The sequence below is a fragment of the Streptomyces sp. NPDC107575 genome (genome assembly GCF_055657265.1).
Genome location: NZ_JBVKBG010000008.1, coordinates 173398 through 194364 on the forward strand (window position 1 = coordinate 173398; position 20967 = coordinate 194364).

Consider the following 20967-nt stretch of genomic DNA (forward strand, 5'->3'; position numbering starts at 1 on the left):
GTTGACCGTCAAACTTTTTGGTGAGACTCTGGAAGTCCCCGCGCACCTTAGCTGTTTGGCATGTGAGAACGGCAGCAATACAAGAAGTGCCAAGCACCGCGGGTGCGATTCCCTCACGACCCACACCGCTTCGGTCGGTCACTCATTGTGGAGGACCATCCATCATGGCAAAGGCGCTTCTCGGTTACGTCGGCGGCAGCGACCCGCGACTTCTCGCCGAGATGCGACGGCTCCAGCAGCGCGTCCAGGATCTCGAATCCGAGCTCGGCCGCATCCAGGCCGAGAACGACGCGCTCGCGGCTGCCGCTTCTCACGACTCTCTCATCGAGGGTATCGACGTACCCCAGGCGGAGCCTGCGCTCACCTGACCACCCCCAGCGACGTAGGTGGTCGGGCAGCCGTCCGTAACCAGCCGCTCGACAGAGTTGCCAAGGGACGCTTCGGCGTCCCTTCTTTCTTCCCGGCCGTGCCTTCGGGCGCCCCCGCGCACCCGTTTTCCTGACGTTCTTTACGTCTGATGTGCCCTGCATGTTCACGGGTGAAACCGTGGGTTCATGGAGTGAGACAGGGGCGCCCGGTAGAGTCCGACGGCGTGCACCTCAAGGCCCTGACCCTGCGCGGGTTCAAATCGTTCGCCTCGGCCACCACACTGCGGTTCGAGCCGGGCATCACCTGCGTCGTGGGTCCCAACGGTTCCGGCAAGTCCAATGTCGTGGACGCGCTCAGCTGGGTCATGGGTGAGCAGGGCGCCAAATCGCTGCGCGGCGGCAAGATGGAGGACGTCATCTTCGCCGGCACCACCGGGCGGCCACCGCTCGGCCGCGCCGAGGTCTCGCTCACCATCGACAACTCCGACGGCGCGCTGCCCATCGAGTACGCCGAGGTCACCATCACGCGGATCATGTTCCGCAACGGCGGCAGCGAGTACCAGCTCAACGGCGACACCTGTCGACTTCTCGACATTCAGGAGCTGTTGTCGGACTCCGGCATCGGCCGCGAGATGCACGTCATCGTCGGCCAGGGCCAGCTGGACGGCGTGCTGCACGCCGACCCCATGGGCCGCAGGGCGTTCATCGAGGAGGCCGCGGGCGTCCTCAAGCACCGCAAGCGCAAGGAGAAGGCGCTGCGGAAGCTCGACGCGATGCAGGCCAACCTCTCCCGCGTACAGGATCTGACCGAAGAGCTGAGGCGGCAGCTGAAGCCGCTGGGCAGACAGGCCGCCGTCGCGCGGCGGGCCGCGGTCATCCAGGCCGACCTGCGCGATGCGCGGCTGCGGTTGCTCGCCGACGATCTCGTACGCCTGCGGGGAGCGCTCAGCGCCGAGGTCGCCGACGAGGCGGAGCTGAAGCGGCGCAAGGCGAGCGCCGAGGACGAGCTGAAGAAGGCGCTGCTGCGCGAGGGGCACCTGGAGGACGCGGTCCGGCAGTTGACGCCCCGGCTGCAGCGGGCGCAGCAGTCCTGGTACGAGCTGTCGCAGCTGGCCGAGCGGGTGCGCGGGACGGTGTCGCTGGCCGACGCGCGGGTCAAGAGCGCCACGTCGGCGCCCACTGAGGAGCGCCGCGGGCGCGACCCCGAGGACCTGGAGCGCGAGGCCGCGCGGGTGCGCGAGCAGGAGGCCGAGCTCGAAGCGGCCCTCGAAGCGGCGCAGATCGCCCTGGACGAGACCGTCGCGCACCGGGCCGACCTCGAGCGGGAACTGGCGGTCGAGGAGCGTCGGCTCAAGGACGTCGCGCGGGCCATCGCCGACCGGCGCGAGGGACTCGCCCGCCTTCAGGGGCAGGTCAACGCCGCGCGTTCGCGGGCCACTTCCGCGCAGTCCGAGATCGACCGGCTCGCCGCGTCCCGCGACGAGGCGCAGCAGCGGGCGACCGCCGCGCAGGAGGAGTACGAGCAGCTGCGGGCCGAGGTCGACGGGCTCGACGCGGGTGACGAGGAGCTGTCCGCGCGGCACGAGGAGGCCAAGGCCGCGCTCGCCGAGGCGGAGTCCGCGCTGAGCGCGGCGCGGGAGGCCGCCACGTCCGGGGAGCGCAAGCGCGCGGCGCTCGCGGCCCGGCACGAGGCGCTCGCGCTCGGGCTGCGGCGCAAGGACGGCACGGGCGCGCTGCTCGCCGCGAAGGACCGGCTCACCGGGCTGCTCGGCCCCGCCGCCGAGTTGCTGTCGGTCGAGCCCGGGTACGAGGTGCCGATCGCGGCCGCCTTCGGCGCGGCGGCCGACGCGATCGCGGTGACCACGCCCGCCGCTGCCGCGGAAGCGATTCGCCTCCTGCGCAAACAGGACGGGGGACGGGCGGCACTGCTCCTGGCGTCGGACCCGGCCCCCGCCAACCAAGCCCCTGCGGCGATTGAGCAGCGGGGCCTGGGGCAGAGCCCCAGCGGCGCCGCGCACCCCACACCTCAGGGCCCACCCCCGGCCGCCGATCTGATCCGCGGCCCCGCCGAACTGATGCCCGCCGTCCAGCGGATGCTGCGAGGCATCGTCGTCGTAGGAACGCTGGAGGACGCCGAGGACCTGGTCTACGCGCGCCCCGAGCTGACCGCGGTCACCGCCGAAGGCGACCTGCTCGGGGCGCACTTCGCGCACGGCGGGTCCGCCGGAGCGCCCAGCCTCCTGGAGGTGCAGGCCTCCGTCGACGAGGCCGCCGCCGAGCTGGAGGAACTGGCCGCACAGTGCGAACAGTGGGCCGAGGCCCAGCACGCCGCCACCGAACGCCGCACCGAATGCGCCGCCCTCGTAGAGGAGTTGGGCCGGCAGCAGCGGGTCATAGAGCGCGAGCGCTCCGGTCGCGCCCAACAGCTCGGCCGACTCGCGGGACAGGCCCGCGGCGCCGCCGGCGAGGCGGAACGCAGCGCCGCCGCCGCGGCCAAGGCGCAGGACGCGCTGGACAAGGCCGTCCAGGACGCCGAGGAGCTGGCCGAGCGGCTCGCCGTGGCGGAGGAGCAGCCCGCCGACGAGGAACCCGACACCTCCGTGCGCGACCGCCTCTCCGCCGACGGGGCCAACGCGCGGCAGACGGAGATGGAGGCGCGCCTCCAGGTACGTACGCACGAGGAGCGGGTGAAGGGGCTCGCCGGGCGCGCCGACTCGCTCGACCGGGCCGCCCGCGCCGAGCGCGACGCACGCGCGCGTGCCGAGCGGCAGCGCGCCCGCCGCCAGTACGAGGCCGCCGTCGCCGAGGCCGTCGCCTCCGGAACCCGGCAGCTGCTCGCGCACGTCGAGGTGTCCATCACCCGGGCCGACGAGGAGCGCACGCTCGCCGAGCGGGCGAAGGCGGCGCGGGAGCAGGAGCTGGGCGCCGAGCGGGCCCGCGGCCGGGAGCTCAAGGAAGAACTCGACAAACTGACGGATTCGGTCCACAAGGGCGAGGTACTCGGCGCCGAGAAGCGGCTGCGGATCGAGCAGCTGGAGACCAAGGCGCTGGAGGAACTCGGTGTCGAACCGGCCGGACTCGTCGCGGACTACGGTCCCGACCAGCTCGTGCCGCCCTCGCTCCCCGCCGAGGGCGAGGAGCTGCCGGAGGACCCGGAGCATCCGCGCAACAAGCCGCGCCCGTTCGTCCGTTCGGAGCAGGAGAAGCGGCTGAAGTCCGCGGAGCGCGCGTACCAACAGCTCGGCAAGGTCAACCCGCTGGCGCTCGAGGAGTTCGCGGCGCTCGAGGAGCGCCACAAGTTCCTCAGCGAGCAGCTGGAGGACCTGCGCAAGACCCGCGCCGATCTGCTTCAAGTGGTGAAGGAGGTCGACGAGCGTGTCGAGCAGGTCTTCACGGAGGCCTACCGGGACACCGCGCGCGAGTTCGAGGGTGTCTTCAGCCGGCTGTTCCCCGGCGGCGAGGGACGTCTCGTCCTGACCGACCCGGAGAACATGCTCACGACGGGTGTCGATGTCGAGGCCCGGCCGCCGGGCAAGAAGGTCAAGCGGCTCAGCCTGCTCTCGGGCGGCGAGCGCTCGCTGACCGCGGTGGCCCTCCTCGTCGCCATCTTCAAGGCGCGGCCGAGCCCGTTCTATGTGATGGACGAGGTCGAGGCGGCGCTCGACGACACCAACCTGCAGCGCCTGATCCGCATCATGCGGGAGCTGCAGGAGGCCTCGCAGCTCATCGTGATCACGCACCAGAAGCGCACGATGGAGGTCGCCGACGCGCTCTACGGCGTCTCCATGCAGGGCGACGGGGTGTCGAAGGTCATCAGCCAGCGGCTGAGCCAGGGCGGCAAGGGCTCCTGACATTCCCTGACGGGTCGTCTCTTATCAGCGTTCAAGTCTTGAACACATCACGACACGCCCACGCCCAAAATTCACAGCACCCGAAGTATTGACTTCAAAACATGAAGGCATAGTCTCTGCAACGTTGCTTTTACCTTCAGGTGGTGGGTGGCATGAAGTTGTGCGCCACTGGAATCGCATCTGAAGGGCTCGCCCCCACCCCCGGCAGCGAGGCCGGTGGCCCGAGGAGTACATGTGACCAGCAGTGCGGCACCAAAGTCCGGAGCCCGGGAAGCCAGGCCCGAGCATCTGAGCCATGTCATCTTCATCGCGGCGGCCGCCGCGATGGGCGGTTTCCTCTTCGGCTACGACAGCTCCGTGATCAACGGCGCCGTCGAGGCCATCCGCGATCGGTACGACATCGGTTCTGCCGCGCTCGCCCAGGTCATCGCCATCGCCCTGATCGGCTGCGCCATCGGCGCCGCCACCGCGGGCCGGATCGCCGACCGCATCGGCCGCATCCGCTGCATGCAGATCGCGGCGGTCCTCTTCACTGTCAGCGCCGTCGGCTCGGCGCTGCCCTTCGCGATCTGGGACCTCGCCTTCTGGCGGATCATCGGTGGCTTCGCCATCGGCATGGCCTCCGTGATCGGCCCGGCGTACATCGCCGAGGTCGCCCCGCCCGCGTACCGCGGCCGGCTCGGCTCCTTCCAGCAGGGCGCGATCGTCATCGGCATCGCCATCTCGCAGCTCGTCAACTACGCGCTGCTGCAGGCCGCGGGCGGCGACCAGCGCGGCACGCTGATGGGCCTCGAGGTCTGGCAGGTCATGCTCGGCGTCATGGTCATCCCGGCCGTGATCTACGGGCTGCTCTCCTTCGCGATCCCCGAGTCGCCGCGCTTCCTGGTCTCCGTCGGCAAGCACGACCGCGCCAAGCAGGTCCTCGAAGAGGTCGAGGGCAAGGAGATCGACCTCGACGCCCGCGTCGCCGAGATCGAGCACGCGATGCACAGCGAGCACAAGTCCTCCTTCAAGGACCTGCTCGGCGGCAGCTTCTTCTTCAAGCCGATCGTCTGGATCGGTATCGGCCTCTCGGTCTTCCAGCAGTTCGTCGGCATCAACGTCGCGTTCTACTACTCCTCGACGCTGTGGCAGTCGGTCGGTGTCGACCCGACGGACTCGTTCTTCTACTCGTTCACGACGTCGATCATCAACATCATCGGTACCGTCATCGCGATGATCTTCGTCGACCGCATCGGTCGTAAGCCGCTGGCCCTGATCGGTTCGGTCGGCATGGTGATCGGTCTGGCCCTGGAGGCCTGGGCGTTCAGCTTCGACCTGGTGGACGGCAAGCTGCCGGCGACGCAGGGCTGGGTGGCCCTGATCGCGGCCCACTTCTTCGTCCTCTTCTTCGCCCTGTCGTGGGGTGTGGTCGTCTGGGTCTTCCTCGGCGAGATGTTCCCGAACAACATCCGCGCCGCGGCGCTCGGTGTGGCCGCCTCGGCCCAGTGGATCGCCAACTGGGCGATCACCGCGAGCTTCCCGTCGCTGTCCGACTGGAACCTCTCCGCGACCTACGTGATCTACACGATCTTCGCCGCGCTCTCCATCCCCTTCGTGCTCAAGTTCGTGAAGGAGACGAAGGGCAAGGCGCTGGAGGAGATGGGCTGACCCGGCTCCTCCCCGAGACCCGGGGAGATGGATTCAAGTCCCCGCTGCCATCTCCCCGCTGCCGTCACTGCCCCGGCTGAAGGACCTACGACTGGTCCTTCAGCCGGGGCAGTACGTTTTCGCAGTACAGCTGCAGGCTGCGGCGGCCCTCGTCCAGGGGCATGCCGCCGGAGAGCGGATGCAGGATGTAGTTGTCGAGCCCCTGCGCCACGCACTCGTCGGGCGTGAGGATCCGGTAGACGCCCTCGGCGCGCAGCTCGTCGACGGTCCCCGCACCCGACTTCACCGCCGACTTGATGTCCCCCGACTGCCAGGACGCGTACGTCCGCGCCTCGTGCAGGAAGTGCTTCCCGTACGTGGCCCAGGTGCGGTCCGGGTCCTCGGACAGGTGGAGGAGCGGGGTGACCTTCCCGGGCATCATGGTCCAGCCCTCGGTCCCGTACTCCTGAAGGCGCTCGTTGTAGTACGTCTCCAGCTCCGGGAGATGTGCGCTCGGGAAGAAGGGGAGGCCGAGCCGGGCCGCCCGGCGCGCGGCGGCCTGCGAGGAGCCGCCGACCAGGAGCAGCGGGTGCGGCTGGGTGAAGGGGCGAGGGGTGACCCGGACCCGGCGCCCGCGGTACGTGAACTCCTCGCCGGTCCAGGCCTTGAGCAGCGTTTCGAGGAGCTCGTCCTGGAGCTTGCCGCGCCGCTTCCACTCCACGTCGAACTGGGCGTACTCCTCGGGCCGGTAGCCGATCCCGGAGACCGTCACCAGGCGGCCGCCGCTGAGCAGGTCCAGTACGGCGATGTCCTCGGCGAGGCGGAGCGGGTCGTGCAGCGGGCCGATGATCGCGGAGACGGTGACCGCGATGCGCTTCGTGGCGCCGAGGACCGCGCCCGCGAAGGTGAAGGGCGAGGGCAGCCAGTTGTTGGCGACGCCGTGGTGCTCCTCCGTCTGCACCGTGTCGATGCCCTGCTCGTCCGCGTAGCGGGCCATCTCGACGGCCCCCTGGTAGCGGGCGGCGAGCGATTCGGGTGTGCCGGTGGGGTCGACGAGGTTGAACCGTACGACGGACACGGGCATGGAAAAGTCCCCCTCCGCGAGGCGTGGAGCCGGTTTCGTGGAGGGGGACGTTAGCTGACGGAGCGTCAGGAGGCCATGGCTTCGGCGGCCTCGGGCTCTTCCGGGGCCTTCGTGGTGTCGGCCGGCTTGGGCAGCGCCAGGTACAGCAGGCCGGAGACGACGATCGTGACGACCCAGCCGAGGCCGTACTCACCGATGAAGTTGTTCGTGGCGAGCGGCCCGGAGAACCAGGTCGACGACGTGAACAGCAGGCCCACGACCAGGCCGACCGCCCAGGCGATGCACGCCGCGGGGGAGAAGCCGGCCTTGTACCAGTAGGCGCTGGTGCGGGTGGTGTCGATCAGAGCCGCGCCGTCGTAGTGCTTGCGCTTGAACATGTCCGCGCCGAAGACGCCGACCCAGGCCGAGAAGGCCACGGCGAGCAGCGAGAGGAAGGAGATGAACGAGCTCATGAAGCTCGTCGCGACCAGCATCAGGATGGCGCCGGAGATCAGCGAGATCAGCGCGTTGATCGAGACGGCCCAGTGGCGCGGCACCTTGAAGCCGAGGGTCTGCGCGGTGAAGCCGGCCGAGTACATCGACATGGCGTTGATCAGCAGCATGCCGACCAGGGCGATGAGCAGGTACGGCACCGCGATCCACATCGGCAGGATCTCGCCGAGGAAGGAGACCGGGTCCTGCGCGGAGGCCAGGTCCGGCGTGGAGACCGCCATCACGGAACCCATCAGGACCATCGGCAGCACGACGATGCCCGCGCCGCCGATCGAGTTCCCGACGATGCCCTTGGTGGAGGCCGTGCGCGGCAGGTAGCGCGTGAAGTCGGGGGAGGACGGGATCCAGCTGACGCCACCGGCGGCGATCATGCCGATGCCCGCGACCATCAGGGACGTCTTGCCCGCGGGCTGCCCGAAGACATCGGACCAGTCGGTGTTGATGATCAGGTAGACCAGCACCAGGACCGAGAAGATGCCGAACAGGTACGTCGCGTACTTGTTGCACATCTGCACGACGTTGATGCCGAGGCCCGAGATCGCGAACGTCACGCACACGAACAGCAGCAGGGTGAGGATCACCAGGAAATTGTTCTGCTTGATGCCGAACAGGATGTCCAGGACCGTGAGCACGGCATACGCGCCGGTCACCGCGTTGATCGTCTCCCAGCCCCAGCGGGCGACCCAGATCAGCGAGCCGGGCAGCAGATTGCCGCGCTGCCCGAACACCGCGCGGGACAGCGCCATGCCGGGCGCCCCACCCCGCTTGCCCGCGATGCCGATCAGGCCCACCAGGCCGTACGACACGATGGGCGCGGCGATGGCGACGACGATCGCCTGCCAGAAGTTCAGCTTGTACGTCACGACGAGGCTCGCGCCCATCGTGAGCAACAGCACGCTGATGTTGGCGGCGACCCAGGTGGGGAAGAGCTCGCGGGTCTTGGCGGTGCGCTCGGCGTCGGGGACGGGCTCGATGCCGCGTGTCTCCAGCGCGCCTTCGGCTTCGGCGGTCTTGCTCATGCGGTGGGGTTCCGTGCCTCTCGCTCGGCCCGGCCGTGGGGGACGGAGAGCCGGTGGGGGGTGTGTCGTGATTGCGATGGACTCTACGCGCGTTGATGCGACGACTGCCATCGTACTTTAGTCCGAGTCCGACCCGTCAGAGCCCTTTGTCCTTTAGAGGAACGCACAAACACGGCCTCGGCCGGACCCATGACTGATACTGGACGGGTTATGGAAACCGTCATCCTTGCTGTAGTCATCGCCGTGGTCGTGATCGGCGCGCTCGGCGGGCTCGTGATCGGCAGCCGCAAGAAGAAGCAGCTGCCCCCGCCCCCGCCGTCGGCGCCCGACATCACCACCGCCCCGCCCACCGAGCCGCACGTCGGCGAAGAGGCCGAGACGCCGCGCGACGAAGCGCGGCGCACGATCGAAGAGGTCGACCTCCCGACGGCCGAACCGACCGTCGAGGAGGAGCCCGAGGCCCCGGCCGCCGCGGAGCCCGCCGCTCCCGAGGTCGAGGTTCCCGAACCCACCGCGGGCCGCCTCGTGCGGCTGCGCGCCCGCCTTTCCCGTTCGCAGAACGCGCTCGGCAAGGGCCTGCTCACCCTCCTGTCCCGCGAGCACCTCGACGAGGACACGTGGGAGGAGATCGAGGACACGCTGCTCACCGCCGACGTCGGCGTGCAGCCCACCCAGGAGCTGGTCGAGAACCTCCGCGAGCGCGTCAAGGTGCTCGGCACCCGCACGCCGGACGAGCTGCGCGCCCTGCTGCGCGAGGAGCTCCTCAAGCTGCTCGTCCCCGAGTTCGACCGCACCGTGAAGACGGAGAGCCTCAACTCCGAGGGCACGACGCCCGGCATCGTGATGGTCGTCGGTGTCAACGGCACCGGGAAGACCACCACCACCGGCAAGCTCGCGCGCGTGCTCGTCGCCGACGGCAAGAACGTGGTGCTCGGCGCCGCGGACACCTTCCGTGCGGCCGCCGCCGACCAGCTGCAGACGTGGGGCGAGCGGGTCGGTGCGCGCACCGTGCGCGGCCCCGAGGGCGGCGACCCCGCCTCCATCGCCTTCGACTCCGTCAAGGAGGGCATCGAGGAGGGCGCCGACGTCGTCCTCATCGACACGGCCGGGCGGCTGCACACCAAGACCGGGCTCATGGACGAGCTCGGCAAGGTCAAGCGGGTCGTGGAGAAGCACGCGCCGCTCGACGAGGTGCTGCTCGTCCTCGACGCGACGACCGGGCAGAACGGTCTGGTCCAGGCCCGCGTCTTCGCCGAGGTCGTCGACATCACGGGCATCGTGCTGACCAAGCTGGACGGCACGGCCAAGGGCGGCATCGTCGTGGCCGTGCAGCGGGAGCTGGGCGTGCCGGTCAAGCTCGTGGGTCTCGGCGAGGGACCCGACGACCTGGCGCCGTTCGAGCCGGAGGCGTTCGTGGATGCGCTTATCGGCGAGTAGACGCTTCGCTTCGGTGCGGGAGGCCGCGGTCGGGCTGCTCTGGGTTTGGGCGGCGCGGCCGCGGCTTTTCTGTGGGCCGGTTCCTCTGCGCCGGCCCCCGCGCCGCTTGCCGCACCGTGCTTACGCGGACGGCGAGCGGTGCGCCACGTAGGCCAGGGTGCCCAGCAGCAGCCGTGCCTGGGGCGGCTGGTTCGCCGTGTCCAGGGACGGGGCGCGCAGCCAGGTCGTCGGGCCGAGGCCGCCGCGGTCGGACGGCGGCGCCGTGACGTACGAGCCGGCGCCCAGCGCGTGCAGGTCGAGGGCCGCGTCGTCCCAGCCCATCCGGTAGAGCAGCGTGGGGAGTTCGGCCGCGGCGCCCGGTGCCACGAAGAAGTGGGCGCGGCCCTCGGGGGTGGCGACGACCGGGCCGAGAGGCAGGCCCATGCGCTCCAGGCGGATCAGTGCCCGGCGCCCCGCGGCCTCCGGCACGTCGATCACGTCGAAGGCCCCGCCGACCGGAAGCAGCACCGCCGCGCCGGGGAACCGGCCCCAGGAGTCGGTCACTTCGTCGAGCGTGGCCCCCGCCTTCACCACGGCATCCGGATCCAGGGGATGCGCGCCGGGGGCCGGGCAGTTCGCCTTCCCGCAGGAGCACACGGAGCCGGCGGCGCGGGCGCCGGGCACCACGTCCCAGCCCCAGAGGCCGGTGAACTCCGCCACCGTGGTGCAGTCCGAAGCGCGGCCGGACGTGCGGCCGCGGCGACGTGAGCCGGTGCGCATCTCGCGCATGCCGCCGATCGTGAAGCCCATGCCCCCTCCAACACATCCCGTGCGCCGGTGGTTACGTGGCGGAATCGGATCGTTACCCAATGCGTACGCCACTCCGGTCGGACCGGAGCCGATTCGCATTCGGGGTGGTGCGCCCGGTGTCGCGCGCCCCCGTCCACCCTGGTCCGCCTACTTCCGGCTGTCCTATGTCAAGTGAATCGTGTGGGGGCGCCCCTGGGTTCATTCGAAGGGGTGGCGAATGGTGGCGTTTCCGTGTTCGCCCTCGCCGGAGGGGTGATCGTAGGATTACTTTCAGTGCACGAGCCCTGAGGGTGCGTGCACCCGTGGGTATGCCGGAGGCAAGTCGGTTTCCTGTTCGAGGAGTGACAACTGCCGGACGGGAAGCCTGGTTTGACGGCATCCTGGTAGGGCTTGCGGGCAAGAGTGTGGAGAACAGTGGTCGACGGGACTTCGCACACAGCGTCTTAGATGGCTTCAGGGAATGGGGGCGTTCCAGTGGGCGGCAGCGGCGGTGGCGTCACGAACGCCGAGAAGCGCCCCAACGAGCTGCTCGGTTCGTGGTTCGTGCGCAGTGGCTGGTCCAAGGGCGAGCTGGCGCGCCAAGTGAACCGACGGGCCCGGCAGTTGGGTGCGAACCACATCTCCACGGACACGTCGCGCGTGCGCCGATGGCTCGACGGGGAGAACCCGCGCGAGCCCATCCCCAGGATCCTCAGCGAGCTGTTCTCCGAGCGCTTCGGCTGCGTCGTCGCCGTCGAGGACCTCGGCCTGCGCGCCGCGCACCAGGCGCCCTCCGTGTCCGGCGTCGACCTGCCCTGGACCGCCCCCCAGACCGTGGCGCTCATCGGTGAGTTCTCGCGCAGCGACCTGATGCTCGCGCGCCGCGGCTTCCTCGGCAGCTCGCTGGCGCTCGCCGCGGGCCCCTCGCTCATCGAGCCGATGCAGCGCTGGCTGGTGCCGACGCCCGGCGGGGCCTCGGCCAGGCCGGAGCCGGAGTCGGCCACGCAGCGTCGCGGGAACAGGCTGTCGAAGCCCGAGCTCGACCTCCTGGAGTCGACCACGGTGATGTTCCGCCAGTGGGACGCCCAGTGCGGCGGCGGCCTGCGCCGCAAGGCCGTCGTCGGGCAACTCCACGAGGTGACCGACCTGTTGCAGGAGCCGCAGCCGGAGGAGACCACGCGGCGCCTGTTCAAGGTCGCGGCCGAGCTGGCCGAGCTGGCCGGCTGGATGAGCTACGACGTGGGCCTGCAGCCCACCGCCCAGAAGTACTTCGTGCTCGCCCTGCACGCCTCGAAGGAAGCGGGTGACAAGCCGCTCGGCTCGTACGTGCTCAGCAGCATGAGCCGGCAGATGATCCACCTGGGCCGGCCCGACGACGCGCTCGAACTCATCCACCTCGCCCAGTACGGCAGCCGCGACTGCGCCAGCCCCCGCACGCAGTCGATGCTGTATGCGATGGAGGCCCGGGCGTACGCGAACATGGGGCAGCCCGGCAAGTGCAAGCGCGCCGTGCGGATGGCCGAGGACACCTTCACCGACGCGGACGACTGGGACGACCCGGACCCCGACTGGATCCGCTTCTTCTCCGAGGCCGAGCTGCACGGCGAGAACAGCCACTCGTACCGGGACCTCGCCTATGTGGCCGGTCGCAGCCCCACGTACGCGTCGATGGCCGAGCCCGTCATGAAGCGCGCCGTCGAGCTGTTCGGGAAGGACGCCGAGCACCAGCGTTCGTACGCGCTGAACCTGATCGGGATGGCCACGGTGCACCTCCTGCAGAAGGAGCCCGAGCAGTCCACGGTGCTCGCGGGGCAGGCCCTGGAGATCGCCAGGAAGGTGCGCTCGGAGCGGGTCAACACCCGGATCCGCAAGACCGTCGACAACGCGACGCGGGACTTCGGTGACGTCGCCGAGGTCATCGACCTCACGGAACAGCTCGCGCTCCATCTGCCGGAGACCGCCGAAGCCGCGGTCTGACGGCGGGGGAGCACCCCACGAACCCCGGCCACGGCCACCGTCCCGAAACAGCCCGACTCGGCTCCCCTACGCCAGGTCACGCGGACGGAGGTCGTGGTCGGCCTGTTTCAGGCATTTCATTCACCCGTAACACCCGCGCGCTCTTCGTCACTGCGGCGAAACATCAAGGGGCCCGAACGGAAACGGCGCTGCACCAATGTCAGGGCGCATAACCGGCCCGATGACGAGGAGACGCCGATGGCTCCAGCCATCACGCTGGCGGCAGACGCACCCACACTGTCGCCCGCCAACACAGGCTTCATGCTGATCTGTTCCGCCCTGGTGATGCTGATGACGCCGGGTCTTGCCTTCTTCTACGGAGGCATGGTCCGCGTCAAGAGCACCCTGAACATGCTGATGATGAGCTTCATCAGCCTCGGGATCGTGACGATCCTGTGGGTTCTGTACGGCTTCTCCGTCGCGTTCGGCACCGACAAGGGCTCGATCCTCGGCTGGGACGGCGACTTCGTCGGGCTCAGCGGGATCGGCCTCACGCAGCTCTGGGACGGCTACACGATCCCGATTTATGTGTTCGCCGTCTTCCAGCTGATGTTCGCGGTGCTCACGCCCGCGCTGATCAGCGGCGCGCTCGCGGACCGCGTGAAGTTCAGCGCCTGGGCGCTGTTCATCGCGCTGTGGGCCACGATCGTGTACTTCCCGGTCGCGCACTGGGTGTGGGGGACCGGCGGCTGGGCCTTCGAGCTCGGCGTGATCGACTTCGCCGGCGGCACGGCCGTGCACATCAACGCGGGCGCCGCGGCGCTCGGCGTGATCCTCGTCATCGGCAAGCGCGTCGGCTTCAAGAAGGACCCGATGCGGCCGCACTCGCTGCCGTGGACGATGCTCGGCGCCGGTCTGCTGTGGTTCGGCTGGTTCGGCTTCAACGCCGGGTCCTGGCTCGGCAACGACGACGGCGTCGGCGCCCTGATGTTCATCAATACGCAGGTCGCGACCGCCGCAGCCATGCTGGCGTGGCTGGCCTACGAGAAGATCCGGCACGGCGCGTGCACCTCGCTCGGCGCCGCCTCCGGTGCCGTCGCGGGCCTCGTCGCCATCACTCCTTCCGGTGGTTCCTGCTCGCCGCTCGGCGCGATCGCCATCGGCGCCGTCGCCGGTGTGCTGTGCGCGATGGCCGTGGGCCTCAAGTACAAGTTCGGCTACGACGACTCGCTCGACGTCGTCGGCGTCCACCTGGTCGGCGGCGTCGTCGGCTCCCTGCTCGTCGGCTTCTTCGCCACGGGCGGCGGCCAGTCCGACGCGGCGGGCCTGTTCTACGGCGGCGGCCTCGACCAGTTCTGGAAGCAGTGCGCGGGCGTCGGTGGCGTCCTCGCCTACTCGCTGATCGTCTCCGCGGTCCTCGCCTTCGCCCTCGACAAGACCATCGGCATGCGGGTCAGCGAGGACGACGAGGTCTCCGGCATCGACCAGGCCGAGCACGCCGAGACCGCGTACGACTACAGCGGCGCGGGCGGCGGCAGCCTGTCCCGTCAGGCGGTTCCCGCCCCGGCCCCCACGCAGGTTTCCCAGGACAAGGCTCAGGACAAGAAGGTCGACGCATGAAGCTGATCACCGCCGTCGTCAAGCCGCACCGGCTCGACGAGATCAAGGAAGCCCTCCAGGCCTTCGGGGTCCAGGGCCTGACCGTGACCGAGGCCAGCGGATACGGCCGTCAGCGCGGACACACCGAGGTCTACCGCGGCGCCGAGTACACCGTGGATCTGGTACCCAAGATCCGTATCGAGGTCCTGGTCGAGGACGACGACGCCGACGAACTGCTGGATGTCGTGGTGAAGGCCGCGCGGACCGGCAAGATCGGCGACGGCAAGGTCTGGGCGGTCCCCGTCGAGACGGCCGTGCGGGTGCGCACCGGCGAACGCGGTCCGGACGCGCTGTAACGGACATGGACGGGACGGGAGTCGCCGGGTGACGAGCGTGAACGACGTACGTGCTGATGCAGAGGATTCCGGACCCGGCGGCTATGCGGCGGCCCGGCTGCGCCTTCTCCAGGGGGAGGCGCGGTCCGGGCCGCCGCGCCGTGCCGCCCTCGCGGAGCTGACCGACGACTGGCTCACCGGGCTCTTCGGCGACGGGGCGCCGGGCGTCTCGCTCGTCGCGGTCGGCGGGTACGGGCGCGGCGAGCTCTCCCCGCGCAGCGATCTCGACCTGCTCCTGCTGCACGACGGCTCGGCGGACGCCGACGCGGTCGCGGCGCTCGCCGACCGCATCTGGTACCCGGTGTGGGACCTGGGCCTCGCCCTCGACCACTCCGTCCGTACGCCGGCGCAGGCGCGCAAGACCGCGGGCGACGACCTCAAGGTGCAGCTGGGGCTGCTCGACGCCCGGCATCTCGCGGGTGACCTCGGGCTCACGGCGGGTCTGCGCACCGCCGTCCTCGCGGACTGGCGCAACCAGGCGCTGAAGCGGCTGCCCGAACTCCGCGAACTGTGCGAGGAACGGGCCGAACGCCAGGGCGAGTTGCAGTTCCTGCTCGAACCCGACCTGAAGGAGGCGCGGGGCGGGCTCCGGGACGCCACCGCGCTGCGCGCCGTCGCCGCCTCCTGGCTCGCGGACGCGCCCCGCGAGGGCCTCGCCTACGCGCGGCGCAGGCTCCTCGACGTACGGGACGCCCTGCATCTGGCCACCGGGCGGGCCACCGACCGGCTCGCGCTCCAGGAGCAGGACCAAGTCGCGGCGGAACTGGGCCTGTTGGACGCCGATACGTTGCTGCGGCAGGTGTACGAGGCCGCGCGCACGATCGCGTACGCCAGTGATGTCACCTGGCGCGAGGTGGGGCGTGTCCTCAAGTCCCGGTCGTCGAAGCCCCGGCTGCGGTCCCTGCTCGGCGGCGGGAAGCAGGCGCCGGTCGAGCGGTCGCCGCTGGCCGAGGGCGTCGTCGAGATGGAGGGTGAGGTGGTGCTCGCCCGCGCCGCCAAGCCTGACCGGGACCCGGTGCTGCCGCTGCGGGCCGCCGCCGCTGCCGCTCAGGCGGGCCTGCCGCTGTCGCTGCACGCGGTGCGCCGGCTTGCGGCCGCCGCCCGGCCGCTGCCAGCACCCTGGCCCGCCGAGGCCCGCGAACAGCTGGTCACGCTGCTCGGCGCGGGCCGGCCGACCGTCGAGGTGTGGGAGGCGTTGGAGGCGGAGGGGCTGATCACCCGGCTGATCCCGGACTGGGAGCGGGTGCGGTGCAGGCCGCAGCGCAATGCCGTGCACACCTGGACCGTCGACCGGCATCTCGTCGAAACGGCCGTGCGGGCCTCGGAGTTGACGCGCCGCGTGCACCGGCCCGACCTGCTGCTCGTCGCGGCGCTGCTGCACGACATCGGCAAGGGCTGGCCGGGGGACCACTCGGTTGCAGGGGAGATCATCGCGCGGGACGTCGCCGCGCGGATCGGCTTCGACCGGGCCGACGTCGCCGTGCTCGCCTCCCTCGTACGCCATCACCTGCTGCTCATCGAGACGGCCACGCGGCGCGATCTGGAGGACCCGGCGACCGTACGGTCCGTGGCGGACGCGGTCGGCTCGATCGGCACGCTCGAACTGCTGCACGCGCTGACCGAGGCGGACGCCCTGGCCACCGGGCCCGCCGCCTGGTCGTCCTGGCGGGGCTCGCTGGTGGCCGACCTGGTCAAGCGGGTCTCGGCGGTGCTCGCGGGGGACGAGCCGGTCGACCCGGACGACGCGGAGCCCACCGCCGAGCAGGAGCGGCTCGCGGTGGAGGCGCTGCGCACGGGTGGGCCCGTGCTCGCGCTGCGGGCGCAGACGGACGCGGTGCCGACCGGATCCGAGGGGGCGGGGGAACCGGAGCCGCTCGGCGTCGAGCTGGTGATCGCGGTGCCGGAGCAGGACGGGGTGCTTCCGGCCGTGGCCGGGGTGCTCGCGATGCACCGGCTGACCGTGCGCACGGCGGAGCTGCGGGCGCTGACACCGCCGGAGGGCGTGGAGGGGGTCGCCCTGCTGCTCGACTGGCGGGTCGCCGCCGAGTACGGCTCGCTGCCGCAGGCCGCGCGGCTGCGGGCGGATCTCGTACGGGCCCTCGACGGTTCGCTCGACATCGCGGCGCGGCTCGCCGAGCGGGACGCCGCGTATCCGCGCAGGCGGGGTGTGGTGGCGCCGCCGGCCCGGGTGACGGTGGCCTCGGCGGGCTCGCACCGGGCGACGGTGATCGAGGTGCGGGCGCACGACGCGCCGGGCCTGCTGCACCGCATCGGGCGGGCCCTTGAGGTGGCCGGGGTGCGGGTGCGTTCGGCGCATGTGTCGACGCTGGGCGCCAACGCGGTCGACGCGTTCTACGTGGCCGGGGGCGACGGGGGGCCGCTGCCTTCGCAGGAGGCGGTGTCCGTGGCGCGGGGCGTGGAGGAGGCGCTGCGGGGGTGAGGGCCGGGGTCCGCGTCGGGTGACGTGGGCCCCGGCCGGGTCTCACTTGCCGATGAAACCGTTCGTGCGCAGGAAGTACAGCGCGGCCTGATCGGCGCTCTTGCCCTCCAGGTCGACGAGACCGTTGAGCTCGATGATGGTCTTCTCGGTGAGCGCGTCACCGAGTTCCTTCGACAACTTGGCGAGCTGCGGGTACTTCTTCGCGGTCTCGTCGCGCACGGTCAGCGCGGCCAGCTCCGTCGTGAAGTGCCCCTTGTCGTCGTCGAGGACCTTCAGGTCGAGGGACTCCAGGCGGGCGTCCGTCGTGAACACCTCGGCGAACTTGCAGGGGCTGCCCTTCGCCACGTTCACGAAGTCCAGCGCGAACGCGTTCTGGTAGACCTGCGGCGCCGGGAACGCGAGCTTGTACGGGCTGTGCTCCAGCGCCGCCAGCTCACGGTCGAGGAACTCCGAGGCCCCGCACAGCGTGGCGTCCTCGGGGTGCTCCTTCGCCAGCCTCGCGAGGTCGCTGATCGAGTCGACGTCGCCGGCCCGGCCGGGGGCGTCGGCCGCGCGGGCCAGCGCGTACTGGTTGCCGAACTTCGCCGGGCCCAGCCACTTGATCTTGTGCTTCTTCAGGTCCTCCCGCGAGGTCGCCCTGAACTGCGCGGCACTGCCCTGCACGGGCTTGTCGTGCTGCAGGAACTGGGTCCAGCCGGTGCCGGAGTAGTCCCAGTACATGTCGACGTCGCCGCTCTGGAGTGCGCTGCGGGCGATCGTGGTGCCCTGAAGCCCGGTCTGGTCCTTGGTCTTCGCCCCGGCGGCTTCGAGCGCGTACAGCGTGATCTTTCCGAGGATCTGCTGCTCGGTGAACTCCTTGGAGCCGACCGTGAAGTGCGCGCCCTTCAGGTCGACATCCTCGGCGATCGAGCCGCCGCCGAGCTGCTTCTTGCTCGCCGTGCGCGGCAGGTCGCCGGAGGAGCCGCCGGTCGCGCCGGTGTTCGTGCAGCCGGTGAGCGCGGCGCCGCCGAGCAGGGCCGCGCACAGGGCGACGGACACTTTGCCACGAGCCTTGCCACGGGCCCTCGCCGGTCCGAATCGCATGCGTGTTGTCACTTCTCTCAGGCCCCTTCTCACAGACCGCGCGGGCGCAGCAGGTTCTCGACGATCCCGGCGACCCAGTCCACGAGCAGCGCGAGGACGGCGACGAGGACGCTTCCGGTGATCAGGACCAGGTTCCGGCTGGAGTTGATCCCGTTCGAGATCACGTCGCCGAGGCCGCCGGCCCCGATGAACGTCGCGAGCGCGACGGTGCCCACCGTGATCACCAGCGCCGTACGGATCCCGGCGAGCATCACCGGCACCGCGAGCGGCAGTTCGATCCGGCGCAGCACCTCCCACCGGGTCATGCCCATGCCCCGGGCGGACTCGAGGATCGACGGATCGACCTGCTGAAGGCCCGCGATGGTGTTGCGAAGGACCGGCAGCACCCCGTACGCGACGAACGCGATCAGGGCGATCTGCGTGACCCCGAGGCTGACGAAGGCCACCGCGAGCAGCACGATCAGGCCGAGCGAGGGCAGCGCCTGCCCGATGCTGGCGATCGCGAGGACGGGCCCGGCGAGGGGGCGGGCCCAGCGGCGGGTCAGCAGCACGCCGAGCGGGATGGCGATCACCAGGATGAGAACGGTGGCGACCGCGGTCAGTTCGATGTGCGTGAGGGTGCGGCTGAGCAGGTAGTCCGCGTTCAGGCTGCGCAGCTCGATCTGGTCCTTCTCCTGCCCGGCGACGTACCAGGCGAGCAGCGCGAGGACCACGGCGAGTGCCAGCGGCGTGAGGGCGAGGCGCCACAGCGGTGGCAGAACACGCGTGCGCTCGGCCGGCTCTGCCGCGGCCGGGAGCTCGTCGACGAGTGCCTGGGTCACGGCCGGGCCCCCTGCAGCAGACCGGCGCCGTTCTCGGTGTGGATCAGCGTGCGCAGGGTGTCGAGGGTGACGACACCGCGGTAGCGGCCCAGGTCGTCCACGACCGCCAGCGCCGACGCGTTCACCGCGAGCATCTCGTCGAGCGCGTCGTACAGGCTCGTGGTCGGGCCGAGCGGGGAGATCAGCGGCAGCCGGGTGCCACCGTCGGCGGGCAGCCAGCCGACCGGGCGGCGGTCCTCGTCCAGGACCACCACGAACTCGCGGTCGCTGTCGACGGTGGCGTTCTGCTGCGCCTCGGCGTCCGCCGACTCGGCGACGGTGGGCCACAGCGGTACGTCGACGTTCCCGAGCCGGGTCAGCGACAGACGGCGTACGGCGGCGCCCGCGCCGATGAAGTCGGTGACGAACTCGTTCGCCGGCTCGGCGAGGATCTTCTCCGGGGTGTCGTACTGGACGACGTTCCCGTGCTCGGCGAAGACGGCGATCTTGTCGCCCATCTTCACGGCCTCGTCGATGTCGTGGGTGACGAACACGATCGTCTTGCGCAGCTTGGCCTGGATCTTGAGGAACTCGTTCTGCAGCGCCTCGCGGTTGAGCGGGTCGATCGCGCCGAACGGCTCGTCCATGAGCATCACCTGCGGGTCGCCGCCGAGCGCGCGGGCGACGCCGACGCGCTGCTGCTGGCCACCGGAGAGCTGCTTCGGGTAGCGGCCGCGGTACGTGTCCGGGTCCAGGCCCACCATGTCGAGCAGCTCGTCCACGCGCGCGTGGACCCGCTTCTTGTCCCAGCCGAGCAGGCCGGGCACGGTGGCTATGTTCTGGGCGACCGTCTGGTGCGGGAAGAGCCCGGACTGCTGGATCGCGTAGCCGATGCGGCGGCGCAGCTCGTGCACCGGGATCTTCGTGACGTCCTCGTCGGCGAGGTGGATGCGGCCGGAGGTCGGCTCGATCAGCCGGTTGATCAGCTTCATCGTCGTCGTCTTGCCGCAGCCCGAGGGTCCGACGAAGACCACGATCCGCCCCTCGGGGATCTCCAGCGTCAGCTCGTCCACGGCCGGACGCGCCTGGCCGGGGTAGGACTTGGTCAGCCGGTCGAGCCGGATCATCGGGTGACCCCCTTCGGAGTGGTCAGGCGATTGAGCAGGGCGAAGAGCAGATCGAAGAGCAGCGCGAGGACGACGATGGCGAGTGCGCCCTCGAGCGTCAGATAGACGGCGAACGGGGTGCCCGCGCTGGCGAGTCCGTCGAGGATGAGCTTGCCGAGGCCCGGGCCGTTCACGGCGGCGGCGATGGCCGCGATGCCGAGCAGCATCTGCGTCGCGACCCGCAGGCCGGTGATCACCACGGGCCAGGCGAGCGGGAACTCGATGGTGGCGAGCACCTTGAGCCGGGTCATGCCCATCGCGTGCGCGGACTCGACGACGGCCGGGTCCAGTTCGCGCAGACCGACCACCGTGTTACGGATGACGGGGAGCAGCGCGTACAGCGTCAGGGCCACGATCGACGGCCCGGTGCCGAGGCCGAGCGGCGTGATGAGCAGGCCGAACAGCGCGTAGGACGGAATCGTCAGGAGCAGCCCGGCCGCCCCGAGCACGGCGGCGCGCGGTGCCCGCGTCCGGTACGTCAGGACCGCCACCGGCACCCCGATGAGCACCGCGAGGGCGAGGCCTTCGAGGACCAGCAGGATGTGCGCGAGCGTGGCGTCGAGCACATCGGGCCAGTTGCCCTGGAAGTAGTCGAAGAAGTTCACGCCGGCCTCCCTTGGGGTGCCGGGGGCCTGCGCACGGGCCGTGGTGGCCGGTACGTGGAGAGGGAGGTCATGGGTGAGCTCCAGTTCACGTCAGAGGTGTGTACGGCGGTGTGCCGCACGGCTGCTGGTGGCGGTTCCGGGCACGACCGGGCACGCCCCGGCGCGGGGCGGAGAAGAGGGGTGGCGTCGAAACCTGGGGGCGCCTACCCAGTCGGGCGCCACTGATGTGCACGGATTTACGGAACCGCCGGGGCCGTAATTATGGCGAACGCGCT

At 70.6% G+C, this 20967-nt stretch carries 15 protein-coding genes; 8 read left to right on the forward strand and 7 right to left on the reverse strand.

What is annotated here, in order from left to right:
• Positions 1 to 164: 164 nt before the first annotated feature.
• From ACZ7L4_RS35575 to ACZ7L4_RS35585, 3 genes are all read left to right on the forward strand, one after another.
• Positions 165 to 368 (forward strand): hypothetical protein, encoded by a 204-nt coding sequence (locus ACZ7L4_RS35575; RefSeq protein ID WP_306318751.1) that lies wholly within the window; start codon positions 165 to 167, stop codon positions 366 to 368.
• Positions 369 to 592: 224 nt separating this feature from the next.
• On the forward strand, positions 593 to 4219 hold the full coding sequence (gene smc, locus ACZ7L4_RS35580) for a chromosome segregation protein SMC (protein WP_472109044.1): 3627 nt from the start codon (positions 593 to 595) through the stop codon (positions 4217 to 4219).
• A 234-nt stretch (positions 4220 to 4453) separates the two neighbouring features.
• Positions 4454 to 5869 (forward strand): sugar porter family MFS transporter, encoded by a 1416-nt coding sequence (locus ACZ7L4_RS35585; RefSeq protein ID WP_450810611.1) that lies wholly within the window; start codon positions 4454 to 4456, stop codon positions 5867 to 5869.
• A gap of 85 nt (positions 5870 to 5954) precedes the next feature.
• Here ACZ7L4_RS35585 and ACZ7L4_RS35590 read toward each other — a convergent pair whose 3' ends face one another.
• Together ACZ7L4_RS35590 and ACZ7L4_RS35595 are read right to left on the reverse strand one after the other, a co-directional pair.
• Entirely contained in the window at positions 5955 to 6932 is a 978-nt protein-coding gene (locus ACZ7L4_RS35590; protein ID WP_472109046.1) for an LLM class flavin-dependent oxidoreductase, read from the reverse strand.
• 65 nt (positions 6933 to 6997) lie between these two features.
• Positions 6998 to 8443 (reverse strand): cytosine permease, encoded by a 1446-nt coding sequence (locus ACZ7L4_RS35595; protein WP_472109048.1) that lies wholly within the window; start codon positions 8441 to 8443, stop codon positions 6998 to 7000.
• A gap of 210 nt (positions 8444 to 8653) precedes the next feature.
• Here ACZ7L4_RS35595 and ftsY point away from each other — a divergent pair, with 210 nt between their 5' ends.
• Positions 8654 to 9880, forward strand: coding sequence for a signal recognition particle-docking protein FtsY (gene ftsY, locus ACZ7L4_RS35600; RefSeq protein WP_450810614.1), 1227 nt, complete (start codon positions 8654 to 8656; stop codon positions 9878 to 9880).
• Between the two features lie 120 nt (positions 9881 to 10000).
• Here the strand turns inward: ftsY and ACZ7L4_RS35605 are convergent, their stop codons facing one another.
• Complete coding sequence (locus ACZ7L4_RS35605; RefSeq protein WP_472109050.1) at positions 10001 to 10669, reverse strand: bifunctional DNA primase/polymerase; 669 nt, start codon at positions 10667 to 10669, stop codon at positions 10001 to 10003.
• Between the two features lie 474 nt (positions 10670 to 11143).
• Between ACZ7L4_RS35605 and nsdA the strand changes: the two genes are divergently transcribed.
• The 4 genes from nsdA to ACZ7L4_RS35625 all read left to right on the forward strand — a co-directional run bounded on the left by nsdA (position 11144) and on the right by ACZ7L4_RS35625 (position 17038).
• Positions 11144 to 12625 carry a transcriptional repressor NsdA gene (gene nsdA / locus ACZ7L4_RS35610; RefSeq protein WP_422410193.1) on the forward strand — a complete coding sequence of 494 codons (1482 nt, stop codon included), beginning with the start codon at positions 11144 to 11146 and terminating at the stop codon, positions 12623 to 12625.
• A 237-nt stretch (positions 12626 to 12862) separates the two neighbouring features.
• Positions 12863 to 14224: an ammonium transporter gene (locus ACZ7L4_RS35615; protein WP_472109052.1), complete on the forward strand. Its 1362-nt coding sequence runs from the start codon at positions 12863 to 12865 to the stop codon at positions 14222 to 14224.
• Positions 14221 to 14559, forward strand: coding sequence for a P-II family nitrogen regulator (locus ACZ7L4_RS35620; protein WP_450810617.1), 339 nt, complete (start codon positions 14221 to 14223; stop codon positions 14557 to 14559). The genes ACZ7L4_RS35615 and ACZ7L4_RS35620 overlap by 4 nt, the downstream gene beginning before the upstream one ends.
• Positions 14560 to 14587: 28 nt before the next feature.
• On the forward strand, positions 14588 to 17038 hold the full coding sequence (locus ACZ7L4_RS35625; protein WP_472109054.1) for a [protein-PII] uridylyltransferase: 2451 nt from the start codon (positions 14588 to 14590) through the stop codon (positions 17036 to 17038).
• A 42-nt stretch (positions 17039 to 17080) separates the two neighbouring features.
• Here ACZ7L4_RS35625 and ACZ7L4_RS35630 read toward each other — a convergent pair whose 3' ends face one another.
• From ACZ7L4_RS35630 to ACZ7L4_RS35645, 4 genes are all read right to left on the reverse strand, one after another.
• A complete protein-coding gene (locus ACZ7L4_RS35630; protein WP_472109056.1) occupies positions 17081 to 18076 on the reverse strand; it encodes a glycine betaine ABC transporter substrate-binding protein in 996 nt (331 codons plus the stop codon).
• Positions 18077 to 18150: 74 nt separating this feature from the next.
• On the reverse strand, positions 18151 to 18942 hold the full coding sequence (locus ACZ7L4_RS35635; protein WP_472109058.1) for an ABC transporter permease: 792 nt from the start codon (positions 18940 to 18942) through the stop codon (positions 18151 to 18153).
• The gene (locus ACZ7L4_RS35640; protein ID WP_472109060.1) at positions 18939 to 20048 is read right to left on the reverse strand and encodes an ABC transporter ATP-binding protein; all 1110 of its coding nucleotides are present in this window, start codon (positions 20046 to 20048) and stop codon (positions 18939 to 18941) included. The genes ACZ7L4_RS35635 and ACZ7L4_RS35640 overlap by 4 nt, the downstream gene beginning before the upstream one ends.
• Positions 20045 to 20692 carry an ABC transporter permease gene (locus ACZ7L4_RS35645; protein WP_450810622.1) on the reverse strand — a complete coding sequence of 216 codons (648 nt, stop codon included), beginning with the start codon at positions 20690 to 20692 and terminating at the stop codon, positions 20045 to 20047. The genes ACZ7L4_RS35640 and ACZ7L4_RS35645 overlap by 4 nt, the downstream gene beginning before the upstream one ends.
• Positions 20693 to 20967 lie beyond the last annotated feature (275 nt).

Excerpts from the sequence above, each read along its gene's own strand:
- ACZ7L4_RS35575 (WP_306318751.1), top strand. The coding sequence starts at position 165 with ATGGCAAAGGCGCTTCTCGGTTACGTCGGCGGCAGCGACCCGCGACTT.
- ACZ7L4_RS35590 (WP_472109046.1), bottom strand. The coding sequence starts at position 6,932 with ATGCCCGTGTCCGTCGTACGGTTCAACCTCGTCGACCCCACCGGCACA.
- ACZ7L4_RS35595 (WP_472109048.1), bottom strand. The coding sequence starts at position 8,443 with ATGAGCAAGACCGCCGAAGCCGAAGGCGCGCTGGAGACACGCGGCATC.
- ftsY (WP_450810614.1), top strand. The coding sequence starts at position 8,654 with ATGGAAACCGTCATCCTTGCTGTAGTCATCGCCGTGGTCGTGATCGGC.
- ACZ7L4_RS35605 (WP_472109050.1), bottom strand. The coding sequence starts at position 10,669 with ATGGGCTTCACGATCGGCGGCATGCGCGAGATGCGCACCGGCTCACGT.
- ACZ7L4_RS35615 (WP_472109052.1), top strand. The coding sequence starts at position 12,863 with ATGGCTCCAGCCATCACGCTGGCGGCAGACGCACCCACACTGTCGCCC.
- ACZ7L4_RS35620 (WP_450810617.1), top strand. The coding sequence starts at position 14,221 with ATGAAGCTGATCACCGCCGTCGTCAAGCCGCACCGGCTCGACGAGATC.
- ACZ7L4_RS35640 (WP_472109060.1), bottom strand. The coding sequence starts at position 20,048 with ATGATCCGGCTCGACCGGCTGACCAAGTCCTACCCCGGCCAGGCGCGT.